This window comes from Streptomyces sp. NPDC005402, from assembly GCF_040606575.1.
GTDB lineage: Bacteria > Actinomycetota > Actinomycetes > Streptomycetales > Streptomycetaceae > Streptomyces.
On record NZ_JBEXFB010000036.1, the window covers coordinates 1 to 14,769 of the forward strand.

Annotated in this window: 15 protein-coding genes and 4 pseudogenes; 6 read left to right on the plus strand and 13 right to left on the minus strand. The window is 68.2% G+C overall.

Annotation, left to right across the window (positions count from 1 at the left end; translation table 11 throughout):
- Positions 1–119 precede the first annotated feature (119 nt).
- Together ABZT02_RS41380 and ABZT02_RS41385 are read right to left on the minus strand one after the other, a co-directional pair.
- Positions 120–1,358, minus strand: coding sequence for an IS701 family transposase (locus ABZT02_RS41380; RefSeq protein WP_356027681.1), 1,239 nt, complete (start codon positions 1,356–1,358; stop codon positions 120–122).
- 214 nt (positions 1,359–1,572) lie between these two features.
- On the minus strand, positions 1,573–1,986 hold the full coding sequence (locus ABZT02_RS41385) for a hypothetical protein (RefSeq protein ID WP_356027559.1): 414 nt from the start codon (positions 1,984–1,986) through the stop codon (positions 1,573–1,575).
- Between the two features lie 1,217 nt (positions 1,987–3,203).
- On the opposite strand from ABZT02_RS41385, the gene ABZT02_RS41390 reads away from it, so the two are divergent.
- Entirely contained in the window at positions 3,204–4,760 is a 1,557-nt protein-coding gene (locus ABZT02_RS41390) for a pentapeptide repeat-containing protein (protein WP_356027561.1), read from the plus strand.
- Between the two features lie 112 nt (positions 4,761–4,872).
- On the opposite strand, the gene ABZT02_RS41395 is transcribed toward ABZT02_RS41390, so the two are convergent.
- The 6 genes and pseudogenes from ABZT02_RS41395 to ABZT02_RS41420 all read right to left on the minus strand — a co-directional run bounded on the left by ABZT02_RS41395 (position 4,873) and on the right by ABZT02_RS41420 (position 8,965).
- Positions 4,873–5,586, minus strand: a complete 714-nt coding sequence (locus tag ABZT02_RS41395) for a TIGR02391 family protein (RefSeq protein ID WP_356027563.1) — start codon at positions 5,584–5,586, stop codon at positions 4,873–4,875.
- 115 nt (positions 5,587–5,701) lie between these two features.
- A pseudogene (locus ABZT02_RS41400) lies at positions 5,702–6,258 on the minus strand (XRE family transcriptional regulator).
- Between the two features lie 12 nt (positions 6,259–6,270).
- A pseudogene (locus ABZT02_RS41405) lies at positions 6,271–6,549 on the minus strand (transcriptional regulator); the annotation flags it as partial.
- Between the two features lie 656 nt (positions 6,550–7,205).
- Entirely contained in the window at positions 7,206–7,850 is a 645-nt protein-coding gene (locus ABZT02_RS41410) for a hypothetical protein (RefSeq protein ID WP_356027566.1), read from the minus strand.
- 639 nt (positions 7,851–8,489) lie between these two features.
- Positions 8,490–8,675, minus strand: a complete 186-nt coding sequence (locus tag ABZT02_RS41415; RefSeq protein ID WP_356027569.1) for a hypothetical protein — start codon at positions 8,673–8,675, stop codon at positions 8,490–8,492.
- The gene (locus tag ABZT02_RS41420; RefSeq protein WP_356027571.1) at positions 8,672–8,965 is read right to left on the minus strand and encodes a hypothetical protein; all 294 of its coding nucleotides are present in this window, start codon (positions 8,963–8,965) and stop codon (positions 8,672–8,674) included. The genes ABZT02_RS41415 and ABZT02_RS41420 overlap by 4 nt, the downstream gene beginning before the upstream one ends.
- 233 nt (positions 8,966–9,198) lie before the next feature.
- Here ABZT02_RS41420 and ABZT02_RS41425 point away from each other — a divergent pair, with 233 nt between their 5' ends.
- Positions 9,199–9,453: an ATP-binding protein gene (locus ABZT02_RS41425; RefSeq protein WP_356027573.1), complete on the plus strand. Its 255-nt coding sequence runs from the start codon at positions 9,199–9,201 to the stop codon at positions 9,451–9,453.
- A gap of 12 nt (positions 9,454–9,465) precedes the next feature.
- Here the strand turns inward: ABZT02_RS41425 and ABZT02_RS41430 are convergent.
- The 3 genes and pseudogenes from ABZT02_RS41430 to ABZT02_RS41440 all read right to left on the minus strand — a co-directional run bounded on the left by ABZT02_RS41430 (position 9,466) and on the right by ABZT02_RS41440 (position 11,401).
- Positions 9,466–9,952: pseudogene (locus tag ABZT02_RS41430) on the minus strand (hypothetical protein).
- Between the two features lie 258 nt (positions 9,953–10,210).
- Positions 10,211–10,933, minus strand: coding sequence for a hypothetical protein (locus tag ABZT02_RS41435; protein ID WP_356027576.1), 723 nt, complete (start codon positions 10,931–10,933; stop codon positions 10,211–10,213).
- Between the two features lie 3 nt (positions 10,934–10,936).
- Entirely contained in the window at positions 10,937–11,401 is a 465-nt protein-coding gene (locus tag ABZT02_RS41440; protein WP_356027578.1) for a hypothetical protein, read from the minus strand.
- 26 nt (positions 11,402–11,427) lie between these two features.
- On the opposite strand from ABZT02_RS41440, the gene ABZT02_RS41445 reads away from it, so the two are divergent.
- A complete protein-coding gene (locus tag ABZT02_RS41445) occupies positions 11,428–11,580 on the plus strand; it encodes a hypothetical protein (protein ID WP_356027581.1) in 153 nt (50 codons plus the stop codon).
- Positions 11,574–11,954, plus strand: coding sequence for a hypothetical protein (locus ABZT02_RS41450; protein WP_356027583.1), 381 nt, complete (start codon positions 11,574–11,576; stop codon positions 11,952–11,954). The genes ABZT02_RS41445 and ABZT02_RS41450 overlap by 7 nt, the downstream gene beginning before the upstream one ends.
- A 441-nt stretch (positions 11,955–12,395) precedes the next feature.
- On the opposite strand, the gene ABZT02_RS41455 is transcribed toward ABZT02_RS41450, so the two are convergent.
- Entirely contained in the window at positions 12,396–12,608 is a 213-nt protein-coding gene (locus ABZT02_RS41455; RefSeq protein WP_356027586.1) for a hypothetical protein, read from the minus strand.
- A gap of 21 nt (positions 12,609–12,629) precedes the next feature.
- Here ABZT02_RS41455 and ABZT02_RS41460 point away from each other — a divergent pair, with 21 nt between their 5' ends.
- Complete coding sequence (locus tag ABZT02_RS41460; RefSeq protein ID WP_356027589.1) at positions 12,630–13,274, plus strand: hypothetical protein; 645 nt, start codon at positions 12,630–12,632, stop codon at positions 13,272–13,274.
- Positions 13,275–13,577: 303 nt separating this feature from the next.
- Positions 13,578–14,300 (plus strand): annotated as a pseudogene (locus tag ABZT02_RS41465) (site-specific integrase); the annotation flags it as partial.
- A gap of 141 nt (positions 14,301–14,441) precedes the next feature.
- Here the strand turns inward: ABZT02_RS41465 and ABZT02_RS41470 are convergent.
- Positions 14,442–14,765 (minus strand): hypothetical protein, encoded by a 324-nt coding sequence (locus ABZT02_RS41470; RefSeq protein WP_356027591.1) that lies wholly within the window; start codon positions 14,763–14,765, stop codon positions 14,442–14,444.
- Between the last annotated feature and the right edge of the window lie 4 nt (positions 14,766–14,769).

Sequence of the window (14,769 nt, forward strand, 5' to 3'; positions counted from 1 at the left end):
CAACGCCGCCCGTAATCGGTTCACTTCATGCGTGTCCACACTTTCAACATGCTCTTGATCAGCACAAACGTATAGACCTAACGAAGCACTACTAGTACTCCAGCTGTAGATCGTGATCTTCATGTCTGTGATGCGGCTTGTCGCCGGAGGTGGCTGGTTCGTGATCGCTCCTGATGGCGGCGCCTCCAGTCGGACCAGCTCAGTCGGTGAGCCATGCCGTGCAGCGGCTGGACAGCGACCGTGATGAACAGGCGTTGGATCTCGTTGCAGGACAGCGGAATCAGCCCGTACGGGGCGAGGTTGTGGTCGTGTTCGTCGGCACGGACGACCGCGAGGAAGGCGTGGGCGAGCATGGCGAGGGTGACCCAGCGGGCCCAGGAAGGGTAGCGGCGAACCTGGTGCTCATCGAGTCCCGCCAGCCCCTTCTCGGCCTGGAAGGTCTCCTCCACCTGCCACCTGGAGCTGGCGACCCTGACCAGGGCTGCCAGGGGCGTCGGTTCGGCGGAATGACAGCGATAGTAGGCGAGTTCGCCGGTGGTGCGGTTGCGGCGGATCAGGAGCTGGCGCCTGCCCGGCGCCGCCTCGGCGAGATCGATGACGGCCCAGTCGTAGAACCGCTGTCCCTTCGCGCCGCGCCCGGCCGAGAGCTTCTGCCAGGCCCGCGTCGGCACCTTCGCAGCCAGGGTATCGGCGCGGAACGCGCCCGCACGGGTGGTCATTTCAGCCGAACAGGCCACCGCGAGGACATAGCCGATGCCGCGTTCCTCCAGAGCCGAGCGCAGTTTCGGGTTGCCGCCGTAGACCTCATCACCCGTGACCCAGCCCACGCGGTGTCCGGCGCCCCAGAACCGTTCGATCATCGTGCGGGCCAGTTCCGGCTTGGTCGCGAAGGCGGTGTCCTCGCCGAGCCCCGCTGCCCGGCAGCGGTCCGGGTCGCACGTCCAGGAGCGCGGAATGTACAGCTCCCGGTCCACCGCCGCGTGCCCCCGGGCGCCAGCGTAGACAAGGTAGACGGCCACCTGGGAGTTCTCGATCCGTCCAGCCGTGCCGGTGTACTGGCGCTGGACCCCCACGGTATGGGTGCCCTTCTTCATGTCGCCGGTCTCGTCGACGACCAGCACCGCGGCCTCGTCGTGGAGGTGCTCGACGACATATTCGCGTACGTCATCGCGGACGGCATCGGCATCCCAGACTGCCCGGCACAGCAGATGCTGCATGCCGTGCGGGCTGGCCTCCCCGGCCCACTCGGCGATCGTCCAGCAGTTCTTGCGCGGCAGGTCCGACAGCAGACCCAGCACGAACCGCCCGGCACGCAGGCGGGGTTCGTACCGGGTGAATCGGCCCGCGATCCGGCCCATGGCCACCTCGAACGCCTCCCGCCATCGAGCGGGATCTATGCTGTGACCTGCGGCCACCGTCTCATCGTCAGTCCACACAACTCACGATGATCAACGGTGGCCGCACCCGTCTCCGCGCCGGCCCCACTGTGACTGAGTGCCTTAGCTAGTTGGCCAGTCTGGCATCACAGTTGGCCACTACCTGCTGCGTAGATGCGACTTCGGCGCTTGGGAGCTACGGGCGGGCGTCGAGCCGGTGCTGCAGCTTCCCGTCCGGACCGAAGACATCCATCAGATAGCCGTGTCTCAGGGAAAGCCCCTCCTCGCGCTGCAGGAATCCAGTGATCGAGTCCTTGAGCTCATCGAAGGGCTCGGCGTCGTCGTCCGGGTTGTGCGTCCACACAGTCAGCAGAGGGACGCCGTTGGGGCGGGAGCTCCGCTGAATCCCGTATACGTCTTTCACCCCGCCCGACCGGCGGTAGCGTTCGGCCAACTGGGCCGCGACCTCAGGCGCGACGGTCGAGGTGGCTGTGGGACGGGGACCGGCGGAGGAGCGATCAGGACTCGGGGCGCTGCCCGCGGTACAGCCGGACAGCAGGGCGACAGACCCGATGCAGGCCAGTGCCGCCAAGCGAATGACTCGGTTCATCACACCATTCTCGCCGTCTCGCGAACGGGCGAACCGACATGGGCGAACGCCGTGCTCAGAATGGCCAACTGAAACGCTCAGTGGCCAACTGGGGCGCGCAGTTACACCCACCAGCAAGATCACGATCTACAGCTGGAGTACTAGGAAGCTATTTGAGGGACCCCTACGTGGGCTAGCGGCCGTGTAGAAGCCAGGCCAGGACCGCGGTGACGATGGCGGAAACCGTTGTCAGCGAGGCCTGCCAGATCCAGCGCTTCACGCGGCCGTAAGTCTTGGTAGACGTCAGCCACGAGAGCCAGGACCTGAAGCGCTCGGCTCGGCATTGCCAAACCTCCCGCTCCCTGGACCGCAACGACTCAACGAAGCGGTCCACCAAACGCGCAAAGCGCATCCCATATCCCCTCTCATGCACTACGAGCCGTCTCCAGCACGGAGACGCCGCCACGAGTGACTCGGTCATCCGAACTCGTGGTGCACGAGGTGGGTATGGAACCCGCTCGAAGTATGTCCGATGCGTGTATGGCTGTCAGGCAGAACAGTGGAAATGCGCCCTGACGTATACGCGAGCGCGCCCGTAGCAACTGGCCCAGGGCGCACCAGTGTTCGGAGACGTCTACAGGCCGAACTCCTGGTGCTCCATGTCGGCGCGGCGGCCGTTGCTCTGGGAGTACGACGTCGGCGGTTACTGGACTTGAATGCGTGATGTCGGTCAGCCGTCCATGATCAGGAGGGTTCCCCCGACGGACGCAGGTCGTCCCAGTCCGGAACCAAGAGCAGCCGTCCAGCTGTCGGCCCATACGGATTTTCGGTGAGCGGCCCCGCGGCGCCCTCGGCAACTATCAGCCGCACCGGATCGTCTTCCGGGTATGGCCCAGCCGAACCCCACCCCGTCCCCGACTCCGCCCAATTGGCCGCACTGCGGCGAGGGCCCCACCCCGGAGCGGCTGTTCGGATGCCCCGGCATCCACGTACCCGGCCACACGGCCTGCCTCGCCCACCTGGACGCCCCTGACCGCGACGCCTACCTAGCCGGTCTGACCCCGGGTGCCGACCTCGACCACCGCGGCACCCCCTTTACTCCATCCCTCCTCACTGGTCTCCGCCAGGCACTCCGCGACCCCGCAACCGGGCACCCCCGCCTCGGCAGAGCCAGGTTCGAGTCGGCGACGTTCGAGAGCCCCGCCAACTTCGGGTCGGCCACCTTCGAGGGCCACGCCTTGTTCGCGTCGGCGACCTTCTCGGGCCCTGCCATGTTCGGGTCGGCGACGTTCAAGAGCGCCGCGCATTTCAGGTGGGCGACCTTCGAAGGTCCCGCCTGGTTCGGGGCGGCAACCTTCAAGGTTGCCGCCCATTTCGAGGCGGCGACGTTTGAACGCGACGCTGGTTTCCAGTCGGCGACGTTTGAGCACGCCGCCAGTTTCCGATCGGCGACCTTCAAGGGCGACGCCAGGTTCCAGGCGGCCTTCACGGGCCTTGCCATCTTCGACTCCGCGACGTTCGAGCGTGACGCCAGTTACTGGTCGGCGACGTTCAAGGACGACGCCAGGTTCGCGTCGGCGATCTTCAAGGGCCCCGCCACCTTCCGGTCGGCGACGTTCGAGCGCGACGCCTGGTTCGAATCGGCAACGATCTTCAAGAGCGATGCCAGGTTCGAGTCAGCGACCTTCAAGACGACATACAAATTCGGGCCGTTGGTGTGTGCGGGGCGCACCAGGCTGTCCGGCGCGTTGTTCGGCGGCCCGGTCACCCTTTCGATCGCTACGCGCCGTCTGGAGTGCCGTCGGACCCGCTGGTCGTCAACGGCCGAGGTGCGCTTGCGTTACGCCGCAGTGGACTTCTCCCACGCGGTCTTCGAATATCCCCTCACCATCGCCGCGGAGCCGGAGCCGTTCGTACTCGACGATGCCCAGCTGGCGGAGGCGCCGCTGGCCGGAGCGCCCGACGCCGCGGTGAGGATGGCCTCGCTGTGCGGGGTTGACGCGGCCCACCTGGTGCTGGCCGACGTCGACCTGTCGGGATGCCTGTTCAACGGGACCGTGCACCTGGATCAGGTGCGCCTGGAGGGCACCTGTTCCTTCGACTCTGTGCCGCCCGGTACGCATTGGCGGGCTGGGCGGCCGGTGCGGTTCACCGAGCGGTGCGTACTCGCCGAGGAGCACCACTGGCGGGCGCGACAGCCGGGCGTGGTCCGAGGCTGGAACGTGGCGGTGTGCGGAGCTGGGCAGGCGGGGCCGGCGCAGCTGGCGCCGATGTACCGGGCCTTGCGTAAGGCCTTCGAGGACAGCAAGAACGAACCGGGCGCGGCGGACTTCTACTACGGCGAGATGGAGATGCGCCGCCACGACCGTACCGGCACCAGCCGGGCCGAACGCGGCCTTCTGTACGCCTACTGGATGCTGTCCGGCTACGGCCTGCGCGCCTCCCGGGCGTTGGGCTGGCTCGCCGCGGCCATGCTCGTCACCATCATGCTGCTGATGGGTTTCGGCCTGCCCAAAGATGACCCGAAGCAGGAGGCGACCGGCACCGTGCCGCCCGGCGGCGGAAGAGTGACCTTCGAGATCGGCAGGGAGGATCCGCGCAACCCCAGCGGGAACCGGTTCACCGGCGAGCGCTTCGAGAAGGCCCTCAACGTCACGCTCAACTCGGTGGTGTTCCGCTCCGCCGACCAGGACCTGACCACCGCCGGCACCTACATCGAGATGGCCTCCCGCCTGGCCGAACCCGTCCTCCTCGGCCTCGCGGTCCTCGCTGTCCGCAACCGTGTCAAACGCTGACGCGTGAGGTCTCCGGAGTCCTTTAGCAAGGCCACCTACGCTCCCCCAAGAGCGCCTGCTTCTGCACTCCCCAGGCCACAACCGGCGGAGCATGAGTAGTGCTGGCCGGAGTCTAGGCAGCGCGCTCCACAGTGCACTGCTCGATCCAGCGGGCCAGGACGCTCAAGGTCGCCAGGTGCTCCAGCGCCTCCTGTTCGGTCCAGGTCACCGCATCCTCGTGAGCGGCGACGTTCCGCAGGGCGAGGAAGGCGCCGGCCGCGAGGTACTTGGCGCCGTCCTGGCGGGCGCGCCAGGTAGGGGTGATGCGGTCGCCGTCGAACCGCAGGCGAGGTTTCCCCGCGGCGGGGTCCTTCATGTCGAAGGCCTGCATGCACAGGTCCATCTCGCCGATGTCGTGGCGTCCCAGCTTCTGCTGGAGTCGGCGGTTCACGGTGCGGGCAGCGGCCAGGACGGCGTCCTGCCGGGCTTCTGCGCCCCACAGCGGGGCAGCCGGCTCCCACACCCAGGGGTGGAACTGGTCGGCGGGCAGAGTGGGTGCATCCGGTACGAGCCGGGCAGCCCATTCGTCCATGTCGGCCAGAATGCCCAGGCCCCGGTGAACCTCATCGCGGGCCATGTCTTCGCCCGCCGTCTGGTCCAGGTTGATCTTCTCAGCAAGCTGAGGATCCAGGAGCCGCAGGATCTGCTTGACCGTGGGCTCCGCGCGGCCCAGTTGCTCATACTGCGCCGGATCACCTATGTAGTCGCCCGGCGGTGTACTGCGTTCATAGCGCAGGGCCAGATCGGCAAACGCCTCAAGCCGCTGTCGCATCCAGTCTCGATCCACGGCCGCATCCTAGGAGCGGGCTCTGACAGTCCATGCCTCACCGGCTCGGCACAGCCAGGAGCAGCAGCAAGGGCCCGAACCCAGAAGGCGGTTCGGGCCCTTGCTGCGGGGCGATCTACAGGTCGAACTCGAGGTGCTCGATGTCCGTGAACCGGACCTCCTCCAGGGAGCCGGCGCGGGGCCGCCGTCCTGGAAGTACACCTCCTTGAGCGCTTCGGCCGCGATCTCCTGGAGGCGGGCGTCGCTGGCGCCGGCCTCCTGGGCCTCGAGGAGGCGGGCGGCGTAGCGGGGCGGCAGGGCGACGGTCAGGTGCCGGATACGGTCCTGGTCCGTCGACACGATCGGCGCGGTGTAGCCCATACGGGCGCGGGTGTCGACGACGATGCCGCCCGTGGTCGCCGCCCTCTGCCGGGCCTTGGCCCGGATCTGCGGCTGCCAGCGCTTCTTCACCTCGCGCTCCAGGCGCGCGGCGAGGTCCGGGCGGCGCTTCTTGATCTGGTCCTTCACGTACCGCTCGACGGTGCGCTGCGAGATCCGCAGCATCTGGGCGACCGCCTTCGTGGTCTTGAGCTGCTTGACCAGGTACCGCATCTGCGGGCCCGCGTTCTTGGGCGCCGGGCGGGTGAACGCCTTCTGCACCGCGGCGTCCAGGCCGTCCCCGAACAGGCTCATCGTCGCCTTCTCCTACTCTCCGTTGTCGACGTCGGTGACGGTGCCGTCCTTGATGTACCGGGCGAGGTTGAGCTCGGGGGCGTTGAACCGCTCGCGGACTTCTTCGCCCCACAGGACGTCCTGGGTGCCTTCGTGCTTGACCAGGCCCGGGTTGATGCCGAGCTTGAAGCCGCCCGGCAGCGGCTTGCCGTCCTTGTACGGCAGGAAGTTCAGCGGCGACGTGCCGTTGGCCGCGCAGACGACGCAGTCGGACAGGACGGCGATCGGGTACTGGCCGGTGAAACTGGCGTGCCCCTGGCCCCCCCGACCGCCGCCCGACCTTCAGCGAAGCGCTCACCGGCGCTGATGCAGCCATCCTCGTAACCGAGTGGGCCCGATGGCCACCGCCCAGACCCGCAAGGCCGCCTGACCCGCTCGAGCCGGCAGACACAGTCCGCCTACTCGCCCCTCCAGAGCTCCGACCAGGGCGGAGCACTTTCCGGGTCCCGGCACGGGCCTCCAGCATCTGCAAGAGACCACCCTGGCCGTGGCCGGGGAAGGCACAGGATCCAAGCGCGCCGAGGCCAAAGGCCTCGGCATCCGCCTGGCCCGGACGAATTCGCCGCCCTGGTCGCCGACTTCGCCGACTGACCACTGCCAAGGCTGTGCTCCAGCTCACCGCGCGCCCAAGACAACGAGCGGGAACACCGCATGACGGTTGCCCGTTCATCTGTATGTGGCTGGCGGAGGGGACAGTGTCCCCGGGCCTCACCTTGCGCCCATGGGGACGATCGTTCGGCTGAAGCCCCATGGAGCACCCCGCCGAGAGGCGACCGCCCTCCGCACGCCACCACCTATGGCCCCGGCTGGTCTCCCCCGTCCAGCCGGGGCCCTCGCGTACCGGCGACCGTCACAGAGGCGTTGGGGACATTCCGGCGTACGACCCGCACTGCCCTCCAGCCGCCTCTTCAGCCGAGGTGAAGGGTGGTCAGGGCCGTGGTCCAGTCGGTGACGATGGCCTGCTGCGCGGCCGCGAGCGGGATCTGGCCCTTGCAGACCGCGGTGTGCAGCTTCATCTCCACCGGGTCCTTCTTGTTGTTCACCCCGGCACCCCTACCGTGGCCGGGGTCGGCCGGCTCCACCCACAGGTTCCGCGAGTCGTTGGGGTCTCCGCCCAACTGCAGGCTGATCAGGTGGTCGTACTCCGCATCGCCCATGCTGCCGGTGTATCCGTAGGAGGCGGCGTTGAGCCCGTCACATACGCGGAGGGACGCACGCCGGAGGTGTAGCCGCCCCTTGTGGCAGATCGTCGACTTCAGGTTCGCCTGCGTGACCGCCGGAGAGATGGCGCCCGGCGTGCAGGCGGGGTCCTCGAGGGGCTCGCCGTGCTCCAAGCGGTAGTGGCACGAGCCGGCGGCCGGCTGCTGCTGCACCGTGTAGTGCTTCTGCGGGCCCGCGCCCACCGCGATCGCCCGCCCTGAACCGGCAGGCGCCCCGGGCGCAGGGTTCTGGGTCCCGGACGGTGTCGGTGTGCCGAGTTCGACGGACGAACAGCCCGTCATCAGCAGGCAGGTGAGCAGGACGGGGGGTACGGCACGGAGGACAGGAGGCATGACGATCCTTCAGAGGCAGGCGACGGCTGAGCAGATGCTCCCCCATCACCACCTGGGTCTGACCCGCCGGGGGTACGGCGCACGGGTGCACGCCCGCCTCCACGTCCGGCGAAGCCACACGTGAGCCACCTAGTTCGAAGATCGTTCGAGCTGGTATGCGGCTCCGCCACACTGTCTCGGCGCTGATGACGACGTCAACGGCGCGAGCCCATCCCTGCGGCTCGTCAACCGAGACCCGAACCCGGCGCCTGCCCGGCTTCCCGAGCAGGGAAGTGGTGAATCGGCTTTCGCCGACGACATCCCCCACTACGAGCCGACCGTCACTCAGCAGAAGATGCCCGTCGAACACGGTAATCAGAGGCTCTCTGTCAGATCCGTGTTCATCCCCGTCACCGTGATCCTTGAAGACTCGAACCTTGACCAGCACAACCTGGGCCTGCACTCGCACGATGACGTGCGTGTCGCACGCAGCGGCAGGAGCGCCGTCGAGGGCCAGCGTCGTGGGGATCCACTCGGTCGAACCGAGCGCCATCAGCGGGTGATTCACATACAGGTCTACGCCTGCGATCTGCACAGCCTGACTCCCAGTCCATCCGTGACGTTCAGCGGAGGATAGAACCAGGCACTGAGACGGCAAGCTCAACGGCCGTCGCAGGGGTCGTCGCCCGCAGACATCGGCTTGGTGTCGGCCGCCAGGCAGGAGGAGTACACCCGCGGGGGCGTGGGCTGCGGCTCCGGTTCCGTCGCGGCGCTCACGGCGATGATCGCCACTGCACCGACGCCGATCAGCCCCGCTATCGCGGCGAGGCCTGTACGGCGGCTCACCGGTCGCCGCTGAAGTGGTCGAGGATTTCATCGCTGCAGTCGTCCGCGCCAACCTGGGTTCGCGTGAAGGCCAGCACGCCGTCGTCGTCGTTGCCTTCCGCCTTGGCTTTGGCCAGCTGCGTCTCGATGTCCGCGATGGTCTCGGCGCACTCGGCACTGACGGGCTTCTCGGGCTGCGGGTCAGGCGCCGGGGAGGCGTTCAGTGCGACGGTGGCGGCGATACCGGCCGCACACAGCACCGCCCATGCGCCAACCCACGTGCGGCGACTCATCCGTAACGGCTTGAGCATCTGGGCATCCTACGAGCGCCACGCGGGCTGTCGCCAAGTGGACCGTCGTCTCAGCGGTCGGTCACCCAGCGCGCGTCCGCAGGCCAGACCCCCGTGCTGACGATGTGCTTGACGAGTCTGAACTCCTCGCCGAGGCGAACGGTGTCCTGATCCGAGTACTCGTCGTGCTGCCGGTTGGAGAGACGAACCCGTCGCTGAATCCCGCGCAACGCCTCAACCTGCCACTAGGGTGCATGGACGGACGACTCACGGCGGCAACGACGGATGGTATGGCCGACCTCTACGAACTCGTCTCCGAACGGCAGGGCCGGCCCCTGATCATCACCAGCAACCGGACGCCCAGCGACCGGTATCCCCTCTTCCCAAACCCGGTCGTCGCCGAGTCGCTGCTGGACCGGCTGATCAACGCCAGTCACCAGGTCATCATGAACGGCCCCAGCTACCGCCCCAACAAGCGACCGAAGAACCCCACCGCCGACAGGACCTGATCCGCGGATCCATTAGCCATGCAGCCAGACCCGCAGCGGACCGACCGCCTCGAAGCCATGGCGGACGGCGGCATCCAGGTCCGCGCCGTGCTCATAGCCAACCACTGGCAGCGTCGGGAACAGCCGGTGCACTGCGTCCAGCACCACCGGCCAGGCCCGGTCAGCGCCGCCCTCCACCGCGAAGACATTGGAGATTCCGACCACATGGTCGTTGCGGCTCGCCACCGCCCCAGCGGCCACCAGGCCGTCAGCGGAGCGTCCGACGAGCACGGACGTGGCCGGGTCATCGAGCAATTTGGGCCGGAAGAGGTCCGCGTTACCGTCCCCGTCATCCCACCAGCGTCACCGCGTCGGGGTAGTACAACGGCGGCCGGGACGGGACGGCCCAAGCCTGCAACCCGAACTCGCCCGCCAAACCGTGCGATCGGCTCATCGACGCGCACCACTCGGCGTTGTTGCGGGCCGCGGCCCGGATCACGAACTGCTTCATCGCCGTCACGAGTGCGCATCATGGCCTGTCCCGGCCCGGTCCGTCGAACAGTTTCCGTCAGCCACAGGACAGCACGCCCCACACACCCGTCCAGCTCCTGGGGGAATTACGTGACCGCAGCCCTGGGGAAATGCGGGCTCTGGCGCTGATCTTGTGACGCTGCGTCGGCCTGACGGCCTTGGTAGTGCTGGCCGAAGTGGTCGGGTACCTCTAGCTGGACGACGGGCTGATCGCCCTGCAGGCCATGCATCAGCCGCTCACCCAAGGTCAGCGTGCCCGGGCGAGGTCCAGCAGGTGGTGCATGACCGCCACCGGCAGTGCCGGATTGCCTGCGGCAGCCGCAGCATGTGCCGGCAGGGTGAGCCGCCGGAGCAGTTCGTTGGTGGGCAGTCTGGGGTCGCGGACCGCCCAGTGGCCCACCTCGGGGTCGTCGGCCAGCCGCAGCACCAGCTCCGGCCCGGCCTCCAGGTCGTCCAACGAGGCGTGCCGCAGCCGTGGGTTGGGGTCGTCGGCGAACCGGGCCAAGCCGGGCCGGGAGAAGTTGCGGTGGTAGCGGTACCCCGACCAGTACCGGTCCTGCACGGTGGCATACAGCTCCACCAGCAGCTCGTGCGGCGCGTCCTCGCACGACTCGCCCAATCTGCGCCGCACCCGCTCGTCCTCGTCCGCGGCAAGTAGGGCCGCCACGTCCGGCGCCAGGTGCGGCTGAGCCGCGAGCACCCGCCGAAGCCCCACGTGCGCCGACCTCGCGATCCGGCGGGCCGCCTCCGGGTCCGTCGCCTGCCGTGCGATCCAGGGTGGCGGAGACCAGAAGTCCTGCCACACCGTGCAAGGGATGGCCGTGCGCTGTTCCTCCGTCAGCTTCTCCCGCATCGACACCGCGAGCCGGACGTCGTTCTCGGGATCCTCCGCCAGTCGCAGGGCCAGGACGGTCGGTACCGCGGGATCAGCGGCGGCCTTCATCCGCACCGCCGGATCCGGGTGCGCCACCCGCTACTCCGCCGTCAGCACGGACGGCGGCTCCCGCACCGCGACGGGCGGCTTCTCACTCCAGCTGACGATCCGCCGGATCTTCGGGTCCGGGTCCTGCGCAAGGATCTCCAGCACCCCGGCAGGGATACGGCGCTTGTACTCGAAAAGCATCACTGCGCATACGAACCGGACCCGGGGCTCCGGATCCCGCGCGAGCCGGGCCAGAACGTCGCCGTCGGCCGTCGCGTTCTCCGTCACGTCCAGCCGGTGCTGGACCTGCGGCGAAGCCACCAGCAGCTCCGTCGCTGCGGCATCCAAGGTCCTGTACCGGAGCCAGCGGCCCGGTATCGGCAGCTCGTCGAACTCCAACAGCCGGGCCAGCGCCTCCACCGGCAGCACCTGATTGCTCGCCAGCCCCTGGAGCCAGCCGTCCACCACATCGCCATCCGCAGCTGCCCGCGCCAGCGCCCCACCCAGTCCGTCCATCCCGCCATTCTCGCTGTCGAGACGCCGTGGGCTCGCCTCTGGCCAGCGCCGACGACCCAGCGCAGGGGCACGAGGACGACAGCATCGACGACCTCGACGACCTCCCCGACGACGACACTCTCGCCGCGGCCACCGGATTCGGGCTCTACGACGCACACGAGGAAGCCGACAAGTGGTAACCCCCCGCCCGCGCACCGACCACGCCACCCGTGCCGGCGACACCAGCCCGAACGACCCCCGGGCCCACAACGGCGCCACCGGCGCAGACGGCGGTGCGGCCGAGCCGTCCTGGCCCCTGACCACCTGGCAGGGCTGGCACCAATTCGTCACCACCGAACCTGTCACCCCGCACCAGCCCGGCCAGCCACCCCGCAGCCTGGAGCAACGCCTCGCCTACCACTCCGCGTTCGTCACCATCCGCACCCCCGCCATCAGCCAACTCGCCACCCAGGTCCGCACCCTGATGATCCTCGGCCGCCACCAACAGGCCACCGCACGGCCCTCGCTGATCGTCCCGGACCCGCCGCAGCCGGCAAAACGACCGCCCTCCTGAACGTCGGCCGCACCTGCCACCTCACCCACACCCGCAAAAACCCCACACCGCCCGGATCAGCACACGCCGCGGTACCCTTCGCGTACGTCCTCGTCCCGCCCGGCGCCACCGCGAAAGCACTCATCACCGAATTCGCCAGCTACCTCGGCATCCCCACCACCACCCGCATGACCCAGACCCAGATCACCGACGCCGTCTGCCACACCCCAGCCAAGCCGGTGTCCAACTCGTCCTCATCGACGAAATCCACCGCCTCAACCCCCGCACCACCACCGGCGCCCAGGCCGCCGACCTCTTGAAAGACCTCACCGAACGCCTGCCCGCCACGTTCGTCTACGCCGGCATCGCACCGACACACCTCTCTTCTCCGGCACCCGCGGCGCTCAGCTCGCCGGACGCGCCACCCTCATCACCTGCGGCCCCCTCCCCGCCCGCCACGGATCACGTGAACCCTTCCGCGACGTCATCACCGACATCGAAAACAACCTCGACCTCACCCACCACAAAAACGGCACCCTCCCCCGCCACGCCACCTACCTCCACCAGCGCACCGCCGGCCGCATCGGATCCCTCACCCGACTCATCCGCCAAGCCGCCATCACCGCCATCTGCGACGGCACCGAAAAAGACCCGGCCCACTTCCTCGACGGCCACCTCGCCGACTGGGCCGGCCCGGTGATCGTCTACCGCGCCGTGGGCAAGTACACCGGCGACCAGCTGGACCGCTGGTGGTCGCAAGCCGACCGCGACCGGGTGCTGACCGTCTTGGTCGGCGCGGCCTCCCGGCACCAGGTGGTCCGGACGAGCCTTCCCGAGGCCTACCGCCGGCATGCCGGGTTCTCCCTCCCGCCGCGGATGGGCGGCGTGGTCATCGCCGAACGGCACGCCGCCTCGGGGACGGAGCACGCACGCATGCTGCGTAAGCAGGACGCCGGCTGCGAGTTCTTCGTCTCCCAGGTCTGCTACGACCTGGACCACACCCGCAACATGCTCTCCGACAACACCCACGGCTGCCGCGACCAGGGCCTGGACCCGAAGCCGGTGGTGCTGACCCTGGCCCCGTGCGGGTCGGTGAAGACCCTGGAGTTCATGACCTGGCTCGGCATCGAGGTCCCGCGACGGCTCCAGGCCGAGATCACCCGCGGCGACCCCCTCGCCGCGTCGTACGAGCAGTGCCTCCTCAACGCCCGGGCCCTGATCGCGTACTGCCGCCGCCTCGGCCTGCCTTTCGGGATCAACGTCGAGAGCCTCACCAACCGCAAACTGGAGATCGACGCCTCCATCGACCTCGTCCGGGAGATCCGCGGCCTGCTGGGCTGAATCATCGTCAGGTCGGCAAGCGGTCGCCGCCGTTCACGCCATCGAGATCGCCTGGCGCTCAGGATGAGAAACGCTCACTCGACACCATCCGCCTCGACCACCTCGCCGAAACCCACCACCGCCCCCGCACACAAGGTCGCCAACCCCACCACCCCGGCCAGCACAAACAGCCCTGACCAGCGCAAACACCAGCCGAGCCTTTTCACGCCAGAGCTACCTACGACAAACCAAGTCAGGCTCAGCCCACAACACACAACCCCAGCTCACACACCCCGACCTCCCCGATGGAACCGGTCACTAGACCACTCCGTGCTCAAGTCCGCCCTGGAGCACGCCATCCGCGAAGAGGAGATCCCGCGCAACGTCGCCCGCAACGTCCGCACCGGCACACCTCGCCCCCAGCGCTTCGAACCCCTCACCGCCGACGAAGCCCGCCATCTCCTCGCGGCTACGCGCGGACACCGGCTGCACGCGCTGTTCGAACTCGCCCTCCACACCGGACTCCGCAAGGGCGAACTCCTCGGCCTGCGCTGGGAAGACCTCGACCTCGACGCGGGCACCGCGGCTATCCGCCGAACTCTGCAACGTACCAGCACGGGTGGACTCACCGCGCTGCCCACAAAGACCCGAGCCTCCGAACGCCGCATCGTCCTCCCCGCCCGCTGTCTCCAGTCGCTCAAGCGACACCAGGAAGAGCAGCAGCACGAGCGTGACACCGCAGGGACCACATGGCAGCACAACGGGTACGTGTTCACCACACCGCAGGGCCGAGCAATCGACCCGACCAACCTCACCCGGACCTTCACCACCCTCCTCCGCAAGGCCGGCCTCCGCCGCATCCGCTTCCACGACCTCAGGCACTACACTGCGACCCTGCTCCTGGAACAGGGCGTCGAACTCGTCGTCATCAAGGAACTCCTCGCCCACGCCCACATCGGCGTCACCGCCACCGTCTACGCCCACGTCCGACTCCGCCTCCAGCGCGACGCCATCGACCTCCTCGGCCGCGCCCTCGACCACCCCTGACGCACGCACGGCAACGGCGGCGGACACCTGGTGTCCGCCGCCGTTGCCGTCATCTACTGCCGTCAAGCTGCAAAACAGCTCCTGTAGGAGACATCGACAGGGGCCCCATCTTTGCGCTTTTCTGCGTCGCGAATCGGAAACCTAAATTGGCTCGCCCGCCACTCCACTGAATCCGACGAGGCCGTTCCTCTTCGCCATGTCGAGAATCTCAGGAAGATAGTCCAGTTGGCGAACCGAGAGGGTCAGGAGGACGTACTTTCCCGCGTCATCCGGTTCCTCTTCCAGGTCGAATCGAGACGGCTCCAGAACGTCTTCCATATCTGACCACCTGGTCAGCAACTCCTCCCGGAACCGCAGGACGTCAGGGCTCACGACAAGGTCGCTGGTGTCGCCCTCAGCAAGGCTGTCGAAGACTTCCTCAGGGTTCCCGGCAGAGCGCTTCCAGAAGCCGAAGTCGCTGCTCACAAGC

What these genes read in the sequence shown, in the direction of transcription:
- ABZT02_RS41380 (WP_356027681.1), bottom strand. Translation starts at nt 1,358, where the DNA reads ATGGGCCGGATCGCGGGCCGATTCACCCGGTACGAACCCCGCCTGCGT.
- ABZT02_RS41385 (WP_356027559.1), bottom strand. Translation starts at nt 1,986, where the DNA reads ATGAACCGAGTCATTCGCTTGGCGGCACTGGCCTGCATCGGGTCTGTC.
- ABZT02_RS41410 (WP_356027566.1), bottom strand. Translation starts at nt 7,850, where the DNA reads ATGCCTCCTGTCCTCCGTGCCGTACCCCCCGTCCTGCTCACCTGCCTG.
- ABZT02_RS41420 (WP_356027571.1), bottom strand. Translation starts at nt 8,965, where the DNA reads ATGCTCAAGCCGTTACGGATGAGTCGCCGCACGTGGGTTGGCGCATGG.
- ABZT02_RS41425 (WP_356027573.1), top strand. Translation starts at nt 9,199, where the DNA reads ATGGACGGACGACTCACGGCGGCAACGACGGATGGTATGGCCGACCTC.
- ABZT02_RS41440 (WP_356027578.1), bottom strand. Translation starts at nt 11,401, where the DNA reads ATGGACGGACTGGGTGGGGCGCTGGCGCGGGCAGCTGCGGATGGCGAT.